The following is a 16,476-nucleotide window of genomic DNA, read 5'->3' on the forward strand; positions in this document are numbered from 1 at the left end:
CGTTGATCGGGCCGCTTTTGTCCCAGCGCGGCGTATACGGATTGTCCGCGGCGCGATCAATGCCCTGGCCGGCGTCCTGCCTTCCCGGCACTGATTTTCCTCGTGCTCACAAATGCCCGGTGCGGTGGTGCTCGGGCTCGCTGCCGCGGACCGGAAACCGGACCGTGGTCCCGATGGTGATCCAGTTGCCGCTTTCGCCGGTGATGTTGCGGCCGTAGATCACGTCGACGGAGAATATCTCGTTCGGCCGGTAGCGGACGCCGGTCTGGAAACGCGGCTGGACGACGCTTGCGATCTCGGAGGCGCCAGCTTGTCCGTAAGCCTCGATCGTCCATTGCAACGTGTCGGTGAATTTCCAATCGAAGCCGACGCCGTAGGTCAGGTAATGACGATCGACCGTGCGATCCCACAGCCAGCCGCCATTGACGTTGATGCGCATGGTCTCCGACAGGCGGAAGGTCGCGGGGATGACGACAAAGGCGGACATGGCATCGCCGCTCGCCGCGTCGAATGATCCGCCGCCATACGCTGACAAGCCCCACCGGCCTATTCCGGTCGGGACGAAGTTCGTCTTGGCTTTTGGAGCGACCGTCGTGCTCCAGTCGCCATCGCTCCGGGCCCGGATGGTCTGCAGGCTCAGCTCGATCGGCCTGAAGGGATCGACGACACAGGAGGGATTGGCGACCGCCGAAAAATCCGTGTTGGAAGCAGTCGACATCCAGCTTTCCACTTTGCAGGAGCCGACCTCGGAAATGTCGGCGGCATCGACTGCATAGGCGCCATTCGCGGCGCGCGCATCCTGCGCCGCGAATGCGCTAAAAGCCGCGATTGCGGCGGCTATTCCGGTTCTCGCAGCCCAGCCCATGGTGCGATGTTAGCAGGGTCTTCGTCTCGACAACGCCCGGATTCTGGGACTATCTTTGCCCCATGAGCGATCATCATCATCACCACGATCACGACCATTCCGAGCTGTCGGAGACCGAGCTGCGCGTGCGCGCGCTCGAAACCATCCTGACCGAAAAAGGCTATGTCGAGCCGGCAGCGCTCGACGCCATCATCCAGGCCTATGAGACCAGGATCGGTCCGCATAATGGCGCGCGCGTCGTCGCCAAGGCCTGGAGCGATCCGGCGTTCAAGACGGCGCTGCTGGAGGACGGCTCGCAGGCGATCGGCACGCTCGGCCATGTCAGCCGCGTCGGCGACCATCTCGTCGTGGTCGAGAACACGCCGCAGCGTCACAACATGGTCGTGTGCACGCTGTGCTCCTGCTACCCCTGGGAAATGCTGGGGCTGCCGCCGGTCTGGTACAAGGCCGCGCCCTACCGCTCTCGCGCGGTCAAGGACCCGCGCGGCGTGCTCGCCGATTTCGACGTCACGCTGCCGAAGGACATGGAAATTCGAGTATGGGACTCCACCGCCGAAACACGCTTCCTGGTGTTGCCGATGCGCCCCGACGGCACGGACGGCTGGAGCGAGGAACAACTCGCCGAACTCGTCACGCGCGATTCCATGATCGGCACCGGCTTTCCCAAAACGCCGGGAGCGCCGTCATGAACGGCGTGCACGACATGGGCGGCATGGACGGATTCGGCAAGGTCGAGCCCGAACCGAACGAGCCGGTGTTCCATGCGGAATGGGAGTCGCGGGTGCTGGCGATGGTGCGCGCGATGGGCGCGGCCGGTGCCTTCAATATCGACACCTCGCGCTTCTATCGCGAGACGCTGCCGCCGCACGTGTACCTGTCGAGCTCCTATTACAAGAAATGGTTCCTCGGGCTCGAGGCGATGCTGATCGAGAAGGGCTACCTCACAAGGGAGGAGGTCGCCGCCGGCCATGCGATGCAACCCGCAAAGGCGCTCAAGCACGGCAGGCTGGAGCGCGACAATGTCGAGCGCACCATGGTGCGCGGCAAGTTCGCCCGCCCTGCTCCGGCGCCGGAGAGATTTGGGATCGGCGACCGCGTGCGCGCGAAAAACATTCATCCGGCAACGCACACGCGGCTGCCGCGCTACGTGCGCGGCCATGTCGGTGTCGTCGAGCTGAACCACGGCTGTCACGTGTTTCCGGATTCGGCGGCGATGGAGCTCGGCGAGAATCCGCAATGGCTCTACACGGTGGTGTTCGAGGGCCGCGATCTCTGGGGCGCGGACGGTGATCCGACCTTGAAGGTGTCGATCGACGCGTTCGAGCCCTATCTGGACCCGGCGTGATGAGCAGCACGGCCGCGGCCGCAGCAACTGCGGCCATCCCGAGCATTCCCCGCGACGACGACGGCCCAGTGTTCCGCGCCCCCTGGGAGGCGCACGCCTTCGCCATGGCGTTGACGCTGCATGACCGCGGCGTGTTCACTTGGCCCGAATGGGCCGCAGCCCTGGCCTCCGAAATCAAGCGCGCCCAGGTCGCCGGCGATCCTGACACCGGCGAGACCTACTATCTGCACTGGCTCGCCACGCTGGAAGGACTGGTTGCGCGCAAGGGCGTTGCGTCTGCGGAAACGCTGCACCGCTACCGCGATGCCTGGGATCACGCTGCGGATCGCACGCCTCACGGCAAGCCGATCGAGCTAAAGCAGGAAGATTTTGGCTAGCTCGCGCCACACCCGTCATTGCGAGGACTTCGTGTCCCGGACAAGCTGCAACGCCTAAGCGTTGCGGCGCAGAGCCGGGACCCAGATGGCAACACGATAAGCTATGATGGATGGGCCCCGGCTCTGCAGCGCACCGCTGAGGGAGCGCTGCGCTGCGTCCGGGGCACGAGAGGAGGCGAGACGCGCTACCCTCCCGCCATATACTCCCGCCACCCCTTCGCCCGCAGGCTGCATGCAGGGCACTCGCCGCAGCCGTATCCCCAATCATGCTGCGCGCCGCGTTCGCCGAGATAGCAGGTGTGCGACTGCTCGCGGATGAGGTCGACCAGCCCCTCGCCGCCAAGATCGTGCGCGAGCTGCCACGTCGCCGCCTTGTCGATCCACATCAGCGGCGTATGCAGCTCGAACTTGCGGGCCATGCCCAGCGACAACGCGGCCTGCATGGCGCGGATGGTGTCGTCGCGGCAGTCGGGATAGCCGGAATAATCGGTCTCGCACATGCCGCCGACGATGTGGGTGATGCCGCGCCTGTAGGCCAGCGCCGCGGCGAAAGTCAGAAACACCAGATTGCGACCGGGCACGAAGGTGTTGGGCAGGCCGTCGGCACCCATCGCGATCGCGACATCGCGCGTCAGTGCCGTCTCGGACACGTCCGCCAGCGTCGGGATCGACAGCGTGTGGCTCTCGCCGAGTTTTGCGGCCCAATCCGCGCGCAAGCCCTTGATGCCGTCGAACAGCCGGTCGCGGCAGGCCAGCTCGATGGCGTGGCGCTGGCGGTAATCGAACCCCAGCGTTTCCACGCGCGCAAAGCGGTTCAGCGCCCAGGCGAGGCAGGTGGTGGAATCCTGGCCGCCGGAAAACAGCACCAGCGCGGTTTCTGATGAAAATGCGTCGCTCATGGTCCGCGCTTTAGCATTGCGCACCTCGGCCGCCAATCGGTGGAAATCGGCCTGTTCCGCCGCGCTACGCTGGGAACGGCGGCCCGCTTTTGGCATAAGGCTTGAAAGCTAGGAGACTGCCCCGCAATGACCCCTTCCCGCGACATTTCACGCCTGATCGAGATCATGGCGGCGCTGCGCACGCCGGTGACCGGCTGCCCCTGGGACCTCGAGCAGAATTTTGCGACCATCGCGCCCTACACGATCGAGGAAGCCTATGAGGTGGTCGAGGCCATCGGCCGCGGCGATCTCGACGATCTCTGCGAAGAGCTCGGCGACCTCCTGTTGCAGGTGGTGTTCCACGCCCGGATGGCCGAGGAGCAGAACGCATTTGCTTTTGGAGATGTCGTCGAGGCCATCACCCGCAAGATGATCCGGCGCCATCCTCACGTCTTCGTAGACAAGGACGGCAACCTCGCCGCCTCCCACGTCAAGGAAGTCTGGGACCGCATCAAGGACGAGGAGAAGGCCGAGCGCGCCGCACGCCGGCCACCGGAAGAGATTTCGCACAAATCGCTGTTGTCAGGCGTGAAGGCCGGCCAACCGGCGCTGACGCGCGCCATGGAGCTTCAGCGCAAGGCCTCTACTGTAGGCTTCGACTGGAACGACCCGCGCGCGGTGCTGGCAAAAATCCGCGAGGAAGCCGACGAAATCGAGGCCGCCCTCGACCGCAACGACAAGCATGAGATCGCGGAGGAAACCGGCGACCTGATGTTTGCGCTGGTCAACCTCGCCCGCCATGTCGATGCCGACCCGGAGGCCGCGCTGCGCGCGACCAACGCGAAGTTCGAGCGGCGCTTTGCCTATATCGAACGGGCGCTGGAAGCGCAGGGGCGAGCGCTGGAGCAGGCGTCGCTGGAAGAGATGGACGCGCTGTGGAATGCGGCGAAGGCCGAGGAGAAGCCGGCGTCAGAGGGACGCAAGGAAGCCAGCCGCTAAGTCCAATGTCGTGTTTGGGATCGCACATCGTTCGAGATACGACGCGACTGATGCCGCGCACCAAATTGCTTCCTGTGGATAAGGGCCGCGGATCTGCGCGCGCTTGGGGCGCCCTTGTCCGGGCCGACGTGGGAGAAATCACGCCACGCGCGGCACGGCGTCGAACCGGTTCACCACGATGTCCCGCTTGGTCTCGTCCACCCGCACCGTCATGTCGAAGCGGCCGTCGTGCAGCTCCTTCACCAACACCTCGGCATTGCGGTGCAGCCAGCTGATGCCGGCGCCATCGGCCGCGTCGATCGAAAGGTCGAGCGTGGTGCGTTTTGAGGCGAGCCGTTCCTCGATCGCGGCGAGCAGTGCGTCGACGCCCTCGCCTGACACGGCCGAGACCAGCATCGCCGGGTGGTCTTCCGGTCTGCGCACAGCGATGTTCAAAAGCTCTTCGCGCTGCTCGGCGTCGTAGCGGTCGATCTTGTTCCAGACTTCAATGATGCGGCCTGAGTCATCCGGATTGATGCCAAGCTGGCGCAGCACGGCGTCGACGTCGCTCTGCTGCGCCTCGGCGTCGTCGTGCGAGATGTCACGCACATGCAGGATGACGTCGGCCTCCAGCACCTCTTCCAGCGTGGCGCGGAAGGCCGCGACGAGCTGCGTCGGCAGATTGGAGATGAAGCCGACGGTATCGGACAGCATCGCCTTGCCGCCGTGCGGCAGGGTGAGCGCGCGCAGGGTCGGGTCGAGCGTGGCGAACAGCATGTCGGCCGCCTGCACATCGGCGCGGGTCAGGCGGTTGAACAGCGTCGACTTGCCGGCATTGGTGTAGCCGACCAGCGCGACCACGCGATACGGCACGCGCTGGCGTCCTGCACGATGCAGACGCCGCGTCGCCTGCACCTTCTTCAGGTCGCCCTCGAGCTTGGAGATGCGCTCCTGGATCAGGCGGCGGTCAGCTTCGATCTGCGTCTCGCCGGGACCGCCCATGAATCCAAAGCCGCCGCGCTGGCGCTCGAGATGGGTCCAGGAGCGGACGAGACGCGAGCGCTGGTAGTTGAGATGCGCGAGCTCGACCTGGAGCGAACCTTCCTTGGTCTTGGCGCGGCGGCCGAAGATCTCCAGAATGAGGCCCGTGCGGTCGAGCACCTTGGCCTGCAATTCCTTCTCGAGATTGCGCTGCTGGATCGGCGCCAGCGCGCAATCCATCACCACGAGCTCGACATCAAGGCTCTTGATCAGCCCGGCCATCTCCTCGACCTTGCCCTTGCCGATGTAAGTCGCGGGCCTGATCTGGTTGACCGGCGTGATGATGGCGTCGGCAACGACGAGATCGATCGCGCGCGCGAGGCCGGCGGCTTCATCGAGCCGGGCCTGGGCGTCACGCAGGATATGGCTTTCCGATTGCGCTTCGGCACTACCCGCGCGCACTCGCAAGTAGGGGCCGATGACAAGCACCCGCCCCGTTTGCTTGGCCCCTGCCGACCGCGGACGGTCGGCATCCCCGTCGAAATTCCGGGGTTCCAATCAGATCACTCTCAAGCCGGCTCCTCGCCGCCTTCGAACAACTGGATCGGAGCGCCCGGCATGATGGTCGAGATCGCGTGCTTGTAGACGAGCTGCGAGTGACCGTCGCGCCGAAGCAGCAAACAGAAATTGTCGAACCAGGTCACGATGCCCTGGAGCTTCACTCCGTTGACCAGAAAGATCGTCAGTGGCGTTTTCGTTTTGCGAACGTGATTAAGGAAGGTGTCCTGCAGGTTTTGTGCGCGGTCTGCCGCCATTGTTTTTTTCTCGCTTTGAGTTTCTTTTTATTGCGCCGGTTGTTATTGCGCCGGTTGCGGCCCTCTTTCTGAAATTCGGCGCCTCTCCCGGTTGCCGTCCCTCATGAGATCCCCCTCGGAAGGAACAGCGGTGCGATTAGAGGACAGGTGGGCTTATTAGGCAAGCCGCTTCACGCGCCAGCCCACGCCGTATGGCCCCGAAAAACTACGGAAATCGATGATTTTCCTCGCCTATCTCCGCCACGTTCTGGCGTCAGCCGACACCGAGCGCCTTCAATTTCCGGTGCAACGCCGAGCGTTCCATGCCGACAAACTCGGCCGTGCGAGAAATATTTCCTGAAAAACGGCTGATCTGTGCAATCAAATAGTCGCGTTCGAACACTTCGCGCGCTTCGCGCAGCGGCAGGCCCATGATGTGCTCGCCATTGTTGCTGGTCGGCATCGCCGGAACCATGGAGCCGACGTCCTGCGGCAGCATGTCGGCGGTGATGATGACCTCCGGGCCGCCCCCGGCCAGAATCATGACTCTCTCAACGTTGTTGCGGAGCTGACGCACATTGCCGGGCCAGACATGCGACTGCAGCACCGCCATCGCGTCCTGCCCGATCTGGCGCTTGGGCAGGCCGCTGCCCGCCGAAATCTGCTCCATGAAATAGTCGATCAACTCCGGAATGTCCTCACGCCGCTCCGACAGCGCGGGCACGCGGATCGGCACCACCGAGAGCCGATGATAGAGGTCCTCGCGGAAATGGCCGCCCGCGATCTCCTCTTCCAGATTGCGCGCGGTGGAGGAGATGATGCGGACGTCGACCTGCACCTTGCCGTTGCCGCCGACGCGCTGGAACGACTGCTCGACCAGCACGCGCAAGATCTTGTTCTGGGTCTCGCGCGGCATGTCCGCGATCTCGTCGATGAACAGCGTGCCGCCATGGGCCTCTTCGAGCGCGCCGGACTTGCGCGCGTGCTCGCCGTTGGACTGCTCGATGCCGAACAGCTCGTGCTCCATCCGTTCGGGCGTGATCGCGGCGGCGTTGATGACGACGAAGGGGCCTTCGGCACGGCCCGAGGCCGTGTGCAGTGTGCGTGCGGTCAGTTCCTTGCCGGCACCGGCGGGGCCGACGATCAGGATGCGGCTGTTGGCCTTGGCCGCACGCTCGATAGTCTGGCGCAGCTGGTTCATGCTGGGCGAGCGGCCGACGAGCGAGCTTGCACTCGGCGCGAGCTGCTTCAGCTCCTTGACCTCGCGCTTGAGCCGCGAGTTCTCCAGCGCTCTGGTGGCGACCAGGATCAGCCGGTCGGTCTTGAACGGCTTCTCGATGAAATCGTAGGCGCCGCGCTTGATCGCGGCGACCGCGGTCTCGATGTTGCCGTGGCCGGAGATCATCACGACCGGCAGATCGGGGTTGTCCTTCTTGACCTGCTCCAGCAACTGCAAGCCGTCGAGCTTGGAGCCCTGCAGCCAGATGTCGAGAAACACCAGATGCGGCCTGCGGTTGGCGATCTCGGCGAGCGCCGTATCGCTGTCGCGCGCGGTCCGGGTCACGAACCCCTCGTCTTCGAGGATGCCCGCAACGAGATCCCGAATATCGGCCTCATCATCGACAATCAGAATTTCACTTGCCATGGGTCGCGCCTGTTTTCTCAGCTGCCTGTTGAGGCTTCGGTTTTCGTTGAATCATTGGTCTTTTCAGCCGGCTCTTTGGTTTCGGTGCCCGGCTCTTTTGTTTCCAGATCCTTGACGGATTCCGTGACCGTTTCCCTGATGTCCGGCTTGGTCGTTGCCTCGGCCACCGGTTCGGCCCCCTCGCTTTTCGCGGGAGTGCCGGAGACCGCAAAACGCATCCGCATCCAGGCGCCGCGCTGGCCCTCGCGGAAGTCGGAAGCGTCCTTCAGTTCGATGCGCCCGCCATGGTCTTCCAGCACGCGGCCGACGATCGCGAGCCCAAGGCCGGTGCCCTTGGCGCGTGTCGTCACATACGGCTCGAGGAGGCGCGAGCGCGCCACCTTGGGCAGGCCGATGCCGTTGTCGACGACGTCGATCAGCACGTCCTCGCCCTCGCGCGACGCCACGACGTCGATCCGGCCTTTGCCGAGCTCCTCCAGGGGGACCTGCTCGATCGCCTCGGTGGCGTTCTTGACGATGTTGGTGACCGCCTGCGAGATCAGCCGCCGGTCGAACTGGGCGCGCAGCGGGTCTTCCTTGAACTCGGCCTCGATATCGATCTCCGGATGGGCGACCTTCATCAGGAACACCGCCTGCCGCACGGTGTCCACGACGTCCTCGCCCTCCATCACCGGCTTCGGCATCCGCGCAAAGCGCGAGAACTCGTCGACCATGCGGCGGATATCGTCGACCTGGCGCACGATGGTGTCGGTGCACTGTTCGAAGATCTGCTTGTCCTTGCCCTCGGTGATGTCCTTGCCGAATTTGCGGCGGATGCGCTCGGCGGAGAGCTGGATCGGCGTCAGCGGGTTCTTGATCTCGTGGGCGATGCGGCGCGCGACGTCGCCCCAGGCCGAGGTGCGCTGCGCCGAGACCAGATCGGTGATGTCGTCGAGCGTGATGATGTAGCTGTCGTGCGGCTGGCTGGTCTTCTCGGCGCTGACGCGGACCGACAGATTGCGTTCCTGCCCGTCACGCGTAATCGTGATCTGGCCCTGCACCAGGCGCTGGGTCCCTTCCCGCGCCGTCTTCATCATCTCTTCGAGCTCGGGCAGCACGTCGGAGAGCGGATGGCCGAGCGTCTCGGCTTCGGAGTGCCCGATCAGCTTTTCGGCGGAACGGTTGAGGATGCCGACGCTGCCTGAGGTATCGACGCCGATGATGCCGGCGCTTGCGGAGGACAGCACGGCTTCGATGAAGCGGCGGCGGCTGTCGATGAGGTCGCTGGCATTGACGAGCTCGTCGCGCTGGCTGCGCAACTCCTGCGTCATCTTGTTGAAAGTCTCACCCAGCTGGGCGAGGTCGCCTTCCGATTGGTGCACCGGCACTTTCACATGGAGATCGCCGGTCGAGACCGTCTGGGCCGCGTTCATCAACCGCCGGATCGGCGAGACCAGCGAGTTGGCGAAGTTGAGGCCGATGATCACCGAGGCCATGAGGATGGTCAGCGCGATCACCGCGAACATCAGTGCGAAGGCGACCTGGATGCCGAGCCGGCGCGACTCGATCTGGGCGTATTCGGCGACGCTGAGCTCGGTCTGCTTGAGCTGGTTGACGACGTTCGGATCGAGCGGCCGCGCGACGTAGAGGAAGGTGTCGCTGAAGGCACGCAAGCGAACCACCGCGGCGACGAAGCTCGCATCGGGCAGCACCGCGATCTCGGGCTCGGATTCGTTGACGTTGCTGAGGAAGTCCGGCGCCGGCGGCGAATAGGCCAGCCGCATGCCGGTGTCGGCGGATTCGAGGATGTTGGTGTTCTTGTCGATGATCATCGCGCCCGGCAGGTTGCGCGAGGCGGCGCTGGACGTCAGCAGCTCGCGAAACGAGCGGCGATCCTGATCGTAGAGCGGCCGGGCGTGGGCGATGTCGTTGGCCATGCCGAGGATGTCGCCGCGGATCAGCTGCGCATGGTCCTGCATGTAGGCCCGCGCGATCGTCAGCGAGTTCTGGATCACCTCCTTGGTCGGTCCGGAGAACAGGCGGTCGAGGCCGCGCTCGATGGTGACGTTGGCGACGACGGCGACCAGCACCGCCGGCAGCACCGCCACGATCGAGAACAGGCTGACGATCTGGACATGGAGTCGCGCCGCCGCCCTGCCTCGCCGCCGCGCCAGGATCAGCTGCCAGAGCTCGCGGATGATGATGCCGACCAGCAGCAGGATCGTGCCCGCATTGATCAGATAGAACGAGCGGACAACCGCCGGCGTTGGCTCGATTGACGTGAGGCCGGTCAGGACCATGAAGGTCAGGAACGCCGACAGCAGCGCCAGCGCCACGGCGAACGGCGCCAGCCAGCGTCGCGCCGACCAACGCCGGGGCTCTTCCGCTGGGGCCGTGTCAAAGGATGCGGCCGAGGTCTCTGCGCTGGTCATTCCGGCAATGGGTGCTGAAAACGGGATCCGCCGCGGGCGGATACTGATGTATTCGTACCACATTGTTGCCGAATTGCGACAATTCCGCGGCGTCCAGGCCGCAACCGACCGGCGCATCCACAGGCCGCTGTCGCAAGACCTCCTTGCGGGAACGGTTTTCCGGCCCAGCGGCTTAACCGGGCATGGACAAGTTCTATCTCGCAATGATGGTCTCGGCCGTGCTGCTGCTGATTGTGGCCGCTGACCTTCTGGTCAACGGGCCCGGTCTGCAGGTGCCGCCGGCGAATGTCGCCAGCATGATGCCGATGACAGGCCGGCTTGTCAGATAGTGTGTGAGGCCGCGTCCCGCGGTTGAATGACCATTTTCAATGTTCCAGCGGAACATTTCAGTCCAATCAGGACTTCTGCCCACCGCGTCAGCCATAACGGCCAGCGCGATCCGGACAGGCTCAGCTCTCTTTGGTAGGGGGAGCTGAGCCACCGTCCGTTCCCGGAAGGCTAGCCCCCGCTTCGATAAACCTGGATATCGAGATCCCGGATCTTCTTCCGCAGCGTGTTGCGGTTGAGGCCGAGCAGATCGGCGGCGCGGATCTGGTTGCCGCGGGTGGCGGCGAGCGCGGCCGTGAGCAGCGGCACTTCGATCTCCTTGAGGATGCGGTGATAGAGGCCCGGCGGCGGCACGCCGTTCGGGAAGCCCTGGAAGTGCGAGGAGAGATACGCCTCCACCGCGCCGCCGAGATTGTCGACGCCATGCTGGACTGCGGCACCCGGGCTGACCGTGGGTGGCGCCAACTCGCCGTCGATGACGGAGCCGGTGATCACGTCCTGCGGATAGAGCGCCGCGAGGCGCCGCGCCAGGTTTTCGAGCTCGCGCACGTTGCCCGGCCAGCGGTGCTGCTTCATCCGCTCCAGCGCCAGCGTGTCGAGCTTTTTCGGCGGCAGGCCGTCCTTCTCGGCGAGCGCGAAGAAATGGCGGATGAGATCCGGCAGGTCCTCGATGCGCTCGCGCAAGGGCGGCAGCCGCAGCGGCACGACGTTGAGGCGGAAGAACAGATCTTCGCGGAACAGGCCCTGCTGGATCAGGACGCGCAGGTCCTTGTTGGAGGCAGCGACAATGCGCACATCGGTCTTGATCGGGGTGCGGCCGCCGACGGTGGTGTATTCGCCCTGCTGGAGCACGCGCAGCAGGCGGGTCTGCGCCTCCATCGGCATGTCGCCGATCTCGTCGAGGAACAGCGTGCCGCCTTCGGCCTGCTCGAACCGGCCGGAGGCGCGGGTGTTGGCGCCGGTGAAGGCGCCGCGCTCATGGCCGAACAGTTCGGACTCGATGAGGTCGCGCGGGATCGCCGCCATGTTGACCGCGACGAACGGGCCGTTGCGGCGCTTGCCGTAATCATGCAGCGCGCGCGCCACCAGCTCCTTGCCGGTGCCGGACTCGCCCGTGATCATCACGGTGAGGTCGGTCTGCATCAGGCGCGCCAGCACGCGATAGATTTCCTGCATCGCCGGCGAGCGGCCGACCAGCGGGATCGCCTCCATCTCGGCGTCCTCGTTCGGCGTCGAGACCCGTTCCTTCGGCTCGGCCAGCGCACGGCCGACGATGGCGATCAGCTCCTTCAGGTCGAAGGGCTTTGGCAGATATTCATAGGCGCCGCGCTCGGAGGCGCGGATCGCCGTCATGAAGGTGTTCTGTGCGCTCATGACGATAACAGGCAAATTCGGCCGCATCTTCTTGATCCGCGGCAACAGGTCGAACGCGTTCTCGTCGGGCATCACCACGTCGGTGATGACGAGATCGCCCTCTCCCTGGCTGACCCAGCGCCACAGCGTCGCGGCATTGCCGGTGAGCCTGACTTCGTATCCGGCCCGCGACAGGGCCTGATTAAGAACCGTGCGGATGGCGGTGTCGTCATCAGCTACGAGAATGCTACCTGCGGGCATCGTTGATCCTCATTTTGCCCCCTGAGATGCAGACGACGACTTCCCGGCAGAGCCGTCGCGACTGCTGTGATCGGCATGTTTCACCGATGTGGAATACATCGGCATCAGCACGCGGAACGTGGTCTTGCGCGGCTGAGATTCGCATTCGATGATGCCCCCGTGATCGCCGATGATCTTTGCGACCAGCGCGAGGCCGAGGCCCGAGCCGGTCTGCTTGGTGGTCACGAAGGGATCGAACAGGTTGGTCAGGAGATCGTCCGGCACGCCTGGTCCGTTGTCCTTCACGCAAAATTCCAGCGGCAGGGATACACGGGATTTTTGACCGGGGACTGAAAGGCGCACGCCGGGACGAAACGCGGTGGTGAGCTGGATTTCGCCGTCGGGAACGTCAATCAGCGCTTCGGCGGCGTTCTTGACGAGGTTGAGGAACACCTGGATGAGCTGGTCCTGGTTCGCCAGCACCGGCGGCAGCGACGGATCGTAATCCTCGACGAAGCGGATGTTGCGGGCAAAGCCGGATTGGGCCAGCCGTTTGACGTGATCGAGCACCGAATGGATGTTGACGGGACCGCGCACCACGGGACGTTCGTCGCCGAACACCTCCATGCGATCGACCAGCGTCACGATGCGGTCGGCCTCGTCGCAGATCAGCCGCGTCAGCATGCGGTCTTCGGAAGAGGCCTGCTGCTCAAGAAGCTGCGCGGCGCCGCGGATGCCCGAGAGCGGGTTCTTGATCTCGTGGGCCAGCATCGCGGCGAGCGCGATCACCGAGCGCGCGGCGCTGCGATGGGTGAGCTGGCGGTCCATCTTGTCGGCGATGGAGCGCTCTTGCAGCATCACCACGATATGACCGGGCCGTTCCGTGAGCGGAGCAACGTGCAGATCGACCTGGCGGTCTCCGCCCATGCGCGGCGTGCCCAGATCGACCTTGTATTCGTTGACCGCCGCGTTCGACGAGCGCACCTGATCGATCAGCGCCAGCAAAGGACTGCCAAACGGCACCAGCTCTTTCAGCGACTGCCGCTTCAGAAACTGCGTCGAGATATCGAAGAAGGCTTCCGTTGCGATGTTGGCGGCGACGATCTTGCCGTCCGGCCCGATCATGAGCACGGGATTGGGCAAGGCATCCAAAATCGCGTCGTTGTCGGACGGAACAGGCCGACGATGTTCAGCAGCTGAGCTCATGCAGCAGCGCTCCATGCGAAGTCCTCGAAGGCATCTTGCAGTGATTGATGGACGAGCCGGGGATCCTCCGAGGTGAGGATCTTCTGGCGCCAGGATTTCAGCTTCTCGGCCGGCGCACGGCTCACATCGGCCGCGACGTCGAGCGCCCAGCCGAGATGTTTCCGCGCGTGCCGCAGACCAACGCGCAGCCCATAGAGCGCGCAGACGCCTTCATAGAGCGTGCGGACATAATGCAGCTGCGTCTCGAGCGACGGCGTGGCTTCCGCCGCCCCGCCTTTCAGGCGTCGGCCGATCTCACCGGGCAGCCAGGGCTGGCCCTGCGCGCCGCGGCCGATCATCACGGCGTCGGCGCCGGAGGCTTCGAGCGCCGCGAGCGCCTTCTCGAAAGTGGTGATGTCGCCATTGACGACGAGCGGAATGGAGATGGCATCGCGCACGGCGCGGATCGCGTCCCAATCGGCCTCGCCCTTGTAGAACTGGCAGCGGGTGCGGCCGTGCACGGTGACCAGCTTGATGCCTGATGCCTGCGCGCGCCGCGCCAGTTCCGGTGCGTTGCGGGTGCGGTCATCCCAGCCGAGCCGCATCTTCAGCGTCACCGGCACCTTCACCGCCGCGATCGTCGCCTCGATCAGGCTGACGGCATGGTCGAGGTCGCGCATCAGGGCCGAGCCGGACTGGCCGCCGGTGACGTGGTGGGCGGGACAGCCCATGTTGATGTCGATGATGTCGGCGCCTTCGGCTTCGGCAATCCGGGCGCCCTCCGCCATCCAATGCATCTCGCAACCGGCGAGCTGGACCACGTGCGGACCGATCCCGGTGGCTTCGCAGCGCAACCGGGACATCCGATGGCCGTTGGCGAGCTCATCGCTGGCGGTCATTTCGGACACGACCAAACCGGCCCCCAACTCGGCGGCGAGCCGGCGGACGGGCGAGTCAGTCACCCCCGACATCGGTGCCAGGAAGACCGGGGTGGCGACTTCAATATCGCCTATTTTCAACAGCTTAGAGTCTGATACTGCTGAGCCGGTCACAGGAGTTCCGTTCCGTTGGCAGGGGCCTCATCGCGCCTGCCATGACCCATCTTGCGCACAATTCTTGTGCAGTCAAGCGTCATGCCTACAGTTTAGACAGTTCTGCAGAACTTTCAAGTGCAGTGCAGCAAAATGCTGAATCCCACAATCCGGGGAAACCCCTTTTTTTGCGGGCCTGCCGTGCTAGAGGCATGCGGCATCTCCCCACTCCCAACTCTCGTCATCACCAACTGGGTATTTGAGTCCTATGGCGAAATCACAGCGCACCGCAGTCGTTCTCGTCGCGGCCGGACGCGGCCTGCGCGCGGGCGCCGGTGGTCCCAAGCAATATCGCGAGATCGGCGGTGTGCCCGTGATCTATCGCGCCATGGAAGCCTTCAGCCGGCATGCGGACGTGTTTGCGGTGCAGCCGGTGGTGAACCCCGACGACAACGCCATCTTCACCGCGGCGGTCGCAGGGTTAAAGCACGAGGCGCCAACGAATGGCGGGGCCACGCGGCAGGCCTCGGTGCTCGCCGGTCTCGAAGCGCTCGCCAAGCACAAGCCGGACATCGTCCTGATCCACGACGCCGCGCGGCCCTTCGTCTCGGAAGGCGTGATCTCGCGCGCGATCGATGCGGCCAGCCGCACTGGCGCTGCGATCCCCGTTGTTCCCGTCACGGATACCATCAAGGTCACCGGCGAGAACGGCAATGTCGAGGACACGCCGGACCGCGCGCGGTTGCGAATTGCGCAGACGCCGCAGTCCTTTCGTTTTGACGTCATCCTCGAGGCGCATCGTCGCGCGGCCAAGGACGGGCGCAGCGATTTCACCGACGATGCCGCGATTGCCGAATGGGCGGGATTGACGGTCGCAACCTTTGAAGGCGATGTTGCCAATATGAAGCTCACCACCCCCGAGGATTTCGTGCGCGAGGAAGCGCGGCTGGCCAGCCTGCTCGGCGACATCAGGACCGGCACGGGCTACGACGTGCACGCTTTCGGTGACGGCGACCATCTCATGATTTGCGGCGTGCGCGTGCCGCACACCAGAGGCTTCCTCGCCCATTCCGACGGTGATGTCGGCCTGCATGCGCTGGTCGACGCCATCCTCGGCGCGCTCGCCGACGGCGACATCGGCTCGCACTTTCCGCCCAGCGACGCAAAATGGAAGGGCGCCTCCTCGGACCAATTTCTGAAATACGCCATCGAGCGCGTTACCCAGCGCGGCGGCCGCATCGCCAATCTCGAGGTCACGATGATCTGCGAGCGGCCGAAGATCGGCCCGTTGCGCGACACCATGCGCGCGCGTATCGCCGAAATTTCCGGCGTCGACATCTCGCGCGTCGCGGTGAAGGCGACCACCAGCGAGCGACTCGGCTTTACCGGCCGCGAAGAAGGCATCGCGGCCACCGCGAGCGCCACCATCCGCCTGCCCTGGAGCGTGTAAGGTCATGGGCAGCAGCGACGCACGCGCCCTCTCCCGCTCGCTGCTCGATCTATGCCGGATGCGCAAGCTGACGATCGCGACCGCCGAGTCCTGCACCGGCGGCCTGGTCGCCGGCGCACTGACCGACATCCCCGGCTCGTCCGACGTCATCGATCGCGGCTTCGTCACCTATTCCAACGACGCCAAGCGCGCGATGCTGGGGGTCGAGGCGAGTACGCTCACCAATTTCGGCGCCGTCAGCAAGGAGACCGCGACCGCAATGGCGGTCGGTGCGCTGGAACGCGCCGACGTCGATCTCGCGGTCGCCATCACCGGCATTGCCGGCCCCGGCGGCGCCACGCCCGGCAAGCCGATCGGCCTCGTCCATTTCGCCGTCGCCGCGCGCGACGGCCGCATTGTCCACCGCGAGCATCGCTTCGGTGCGATAGGCCGCACCGCAGTGCGCCAGCGCTCGGTGGTCGAGGCGCTGCGCATGCTGATGGACCTCGCCCGCGGCCCAGTTCAAGCCAAGCCGCGCCGTGAAGCCGCGGTAACCCGCCTGCGCCCTCGCGTGACACGCTCGCCGCGCCGGCACGCCGCGAAGCGCAGGACTCCGCGGTCGCCGCGGGGGTGAGAC

General features: G+C 65.1%; 16 protein-coding genes. 7 read left to right on the forward strand and 9 right to left on the reverse strand.

Annotation, left to right across the window (positions count from 1 at the left end; translation table 11 throughout):
• Positions 1-106 precede the first annotated feature (106 nt).
• Complete coding sequence (locus ABIB06_RS31480) at positions 107-865, reverse strand: PA4824 family protein (protein WP_354050515.1); 759 nt, start codon at positions 863-865, stop codon at positions 107-109.
• A 62-nt stretch (positions 866-927) separates the two neighbouring features.
• On the opposite strand from ABIB06_RS31480, the gene nthA reads away from it, so the two are divergent.
• From nthA to ABIB06_RS31495, 3 genes are read left to right on the forward strand one after another with little or no spacing between them, the layout of a single operon-like run.
• Complete coding sequence (gene nthA / locus ABIB06_RS31485; protein WP_354050516.1) at positions 928-1,554, forward strand: nitrile hydratase subunit alpha; 627 nt, start codon at positions 928-930, stop codon at positions 1,552-1,554.
• Entirely contained in the window at positions 1,551-2,210 is a 660-nt protein-coding gene (gene nthB / locus ABIB06_RS31490; RefSeq protein ID WP_354050517.1) for a nitrile hydratase subunit beta, read from the forward strand. Before nthA ends, nthB begins: the two co-directional genes overlap by 4 nt.
• Positions 2,210-2,587, forward strand: a complete 378-nt coding sequence (locus ABIB06_RS31495; RefSeq protein ID WP_354050519.1) for a nitrile hydratase accessory protein — start codon at positions 2,210-2,212, stop codon at positions 2,585-2,587. Before nthB ends, ABIB06_RS31495 begins: the two co-directional genes overlap by 1 nt.
• A gap of 185 nt (positions 2,588-2,772) precedes the next feature.
• On the opposite strand, the gene queC is transcribed toward ABIB06_RS31495, so the two are convergent.
• A complete protein-coding gene (queC, locus tag ABIB06_RS31500; RefSeq protein WP_354050521.1) occupies positions 2,773-3,486 on the reverse strand; it encodes a 7-cyano-7-deazaguanine synthase QueC in 714 nt (237 codons plus the stop codon).
• Between the two features lie 126 nt (positions 3,487-3,612).
• On the opposite strand from queC, the gene mazG reads away from it, so the two are divergent.
• Positions 3,613-4,464, forward strand: coding sequence for a nucleoside triphosphate pyrophosphohydrolase (gene mazG / locus ABIB06_RS31505; protein ID WP_354050523.1), 852 nt, complete (start codon positions 3,613-3,615; stop codon positions 4,462-4,464).
• A 138-nt stretch (positions 4,465-4,602) separates the two neighbouring features.
• Here the strand turns inward: mazG and hflX are convergent, their stop codons facing one another.
• The 4 genes from hflX to ABIB06_RS31525 all read right to left on the reverse strand — a co-directional run bounded on the left by hflX (position 4,603) and on the right by ABIB06_RS31525 (position 10,274).
• Positions 4,603-5,982, reverse strand: coding sequence for a GTPase HflX (gene hflX / locus ABIB06_RS31510; RefSeq protein ID WP_354050524.1), 1,380 nt, complete (start codon positions 5,980-5,982; stop codon positions 4,603-4,605).
• Between the two features lie 11 nt (positions 5,983-5,993).
• Entirely contained in the window at positions 5,994-6,239 is a 246-nt protein-coding gene (hfq, locus tag ABIB06_RS31515; protein ID WP_247353387.1) for an RNA chaperone Hfq, read from the reverse strand.
• 253 nt (positions 6,240-6,492) lie between these two features.
• Positions 6,493-7,863, reverse strand: coding sequence for a nitrogen assimilation response regulator NtrX (gene ntrX / locus ABIB06_RS31520; RefSeq protein WP_354050526.1), 1,371 nt, complete (start codon positions 7,861-7,863; stop codon positions 6,493-6,495).
• 17 nt (positions 7,864-7,880) lie between these two features.
• A complete protein-coding gene (locus tag ABIB06_RS31525; protein WP_354050528.1) occupies positions 7,881-10,274 on the reverse strand; it encodes a sensor histidine kinase in 2,394 nt (797 codons plus the stop codon).
• 182 nt (positions 10,275-10,456) lie between these two features.
• Here ABIB06_RS31525 and ABIB06_RS31530 point away from each other — a divergent pair, with 182 nt between their 5' ends.
• Positions 10,457-10,603: a hypothetical protein gene (locus ABIB06_RS31530; RefSeq protein WP_247353393.1), complete on the forward strand. Its 147-nt coding sequence runs from the start codon at positions 10,457-10,459 to the stop codon at positions 10,601-10,603.
• A gap of 169 nt (positions 10,604-10,772) precedes the next feature.
• Here the strand turns inward: ABIB06_RS31530 and ntrC are convergent, their stop codons facing one another.
• From ntrC to dusB, 3 genes are read right to left on the reverse strand one after another with little or no spacing between them, the layout of a single operon-like run.
• Positions 10,773-12,215, reverse strand: a complete 1,443-nt coding sequence (gene ntrC, locus ABIB06_RS31535; RefSeq protein ID WP_007610301.1) for a nitrogen regulation protein NR(I) — start codon at positions 12,213-12,215, stop codon at positions 10,773-10,775.
• A gap of 9 nt (positions 12,216-12,224) precedes the next feature.
• Complete coding sequence (locus ABIB06_RS31540; RefSeq protein WP_247353395.1) at positions 12,225-13,400, reverse strand: two-component system sensor histidine kinase NtrB; 1,176 nt, start codon at positions 13,398-13,400, stop codon at positions 12,225-12,227.
• Entirely contained in the window at positions 13,397-14,398 is a 1,002-nt protein-coding gene (gene dusB, locus ABIB06_RS31545) for a tRNA dihydrouridine synthase DusB (protein ID WP_354069818.1), read from the reverse strand. Before dusB ends, ABIB06_RS31540 begins: the two co-directional genes overlap by 4 nt.
• Before the next feature lie 280 nt (positions 14,399-14,678).
• Here dusB and ABIB06_RS31550 point away from each other — a divergent pair, with 280 nt between their 5' ends.
• The gene (locus tag ABIB06_RS31550) at positions 14,679-15,860 is read left to right on the forward strand and encodes a bifunctional 2-C-methyl-D-erythritol 4-phosphate cytidylyltransferase/2-C-methyl-D-erythritol 2,4-cyclodiphosphate synthase (RefSeq protein ID WP_354050576.1); all 1,182 of its coding nucleotides are present in this window, start codon (positions 14,679-14,681) and stop codon (positions 15,858-15,860) included.
• Positions 15,861-15,864: 4 nt separating this feature from the next.
• Positions 15,865-16,473 (forward strand): CinA family protein, encoded by a 609-nt coding sequence (locus ABIB06_RS31555; RefSeq protein WP_354050578.1) that lies wholly within the window; start codon positions 15,865-15,867, stop codon positions 16,471-16,473.
• The last annotated feature ends 3 nt before the right edge of the window (positions 16,474-16,476 follow it).

Origin of the sequence: Bradyrhizobium sp. LB8.2, from assembly GCF_040548035.1 — a bacterium.
Lineage (GTDB): Bacteria > Pseudomonadota > Alphaproteobacteria > Rhizobiales > Xanthobacteraceae > Bradyrhizobium.

Excerpts from the sequence above, each read along its gene's own strand:
- ntrX (WP_354050526.1), bottom strand. The coding sequence starts at position 7,863 with ATGGCAAGTGAAATTCTGATTGTCGATGATGAGGCCGATATTCGGGAT.
- queC (WP_354050521.1), bottom strand. The coding sequence starts at position 3,486 with ATGAGCGACGCATTTTCATCAGAAACCGCGCTGGTGCTGTTTTCCGGC.
- hfq (WP_247353387.1), bottom strand. The coding sequence starts at position 6,239 with ATGGCGGCAGACCGCGCACAAAACCTGCAGGACACCTTCCTTAATCAC.
- ABIB06_RS31540 (WP_247353395.1), bottom strand. The coding sequence starts at position 13,400 with ATGAGCTCAGCTGCTGAACATCGTCGGCCTGTTCCGTCCGACAACGAC.
- ABIB06_RS31550 (WP_354050576.1), top strand. The coding sequence starts at position 14,679 with ATGGCGAAATCACAGCGCACCGCAGTCGTTCTCGTCGCGGCCGGACGC.
- ntrC (WP_007610301.1), bottom strand. The coding sequence starts at position 12,215 with ATGCCCGCAGGTAGCATTCTCGTAGCTGATGACGACACCGCCATCCGC.
- ABIB06_RS31495 (WP_354050519.1), top strand. The coding sequence starts at position 2,210 with ATGAGCAGCACGGCCGCGGCCGCAGCAACTGCGGCCATCCCGAGCATT.
- ABIB06_RS31555 (WP_354050578.1), top strand. The coding sequence starts at position 15,865 with ATGGGCAGCAGCGACGCACGCGCCCTCTCCCGCTCGCTGCTCGATCTA.
- nthA (WP_354050516.1), top strand. The coding sequence starts at position 928 with ATGAGCGATCATCATCATCACCACGATCACGACCATTCCGAGCTGTCG.
- ABIB06_RS31530 (WP_247353393.1), top strand. The coding sequence starts at position 10,457 with ATGGACAAGTTCTATCTCGCAATGATGGTCTCGGCCGTGCTGCTGCTG.
- mazG (WP_354050523.1), top strand. The coding sequence starts at position 3,613 with ATGACCCCTTCCCGCGACATTTCACGCCTGATCGAGATCATGGCGGCG.
- nthB (WP_354050517.1), top strand. The coding sequence starts at position 1,551 with ATGAACGGCGTGCACGACATGGGCGGCATGGACGGATTCGGCAAGGTC.
- ABIB06_RS31480 (WP_354050515.1), bottom strand. The coding sequence starts at position 865 with ATGGGCTGGGCTGCGAGAACCGGAATAGCCGCCGCAATCGCGGCTTTT.
- ABIB06_RS31525 (WP_354050528.1), bottom strand. The coding sequence starts at position 10,274 with ATGACCAGCGCAGAGACCTCGGCCGCATCCTTTGACACGGCCCCAGCG.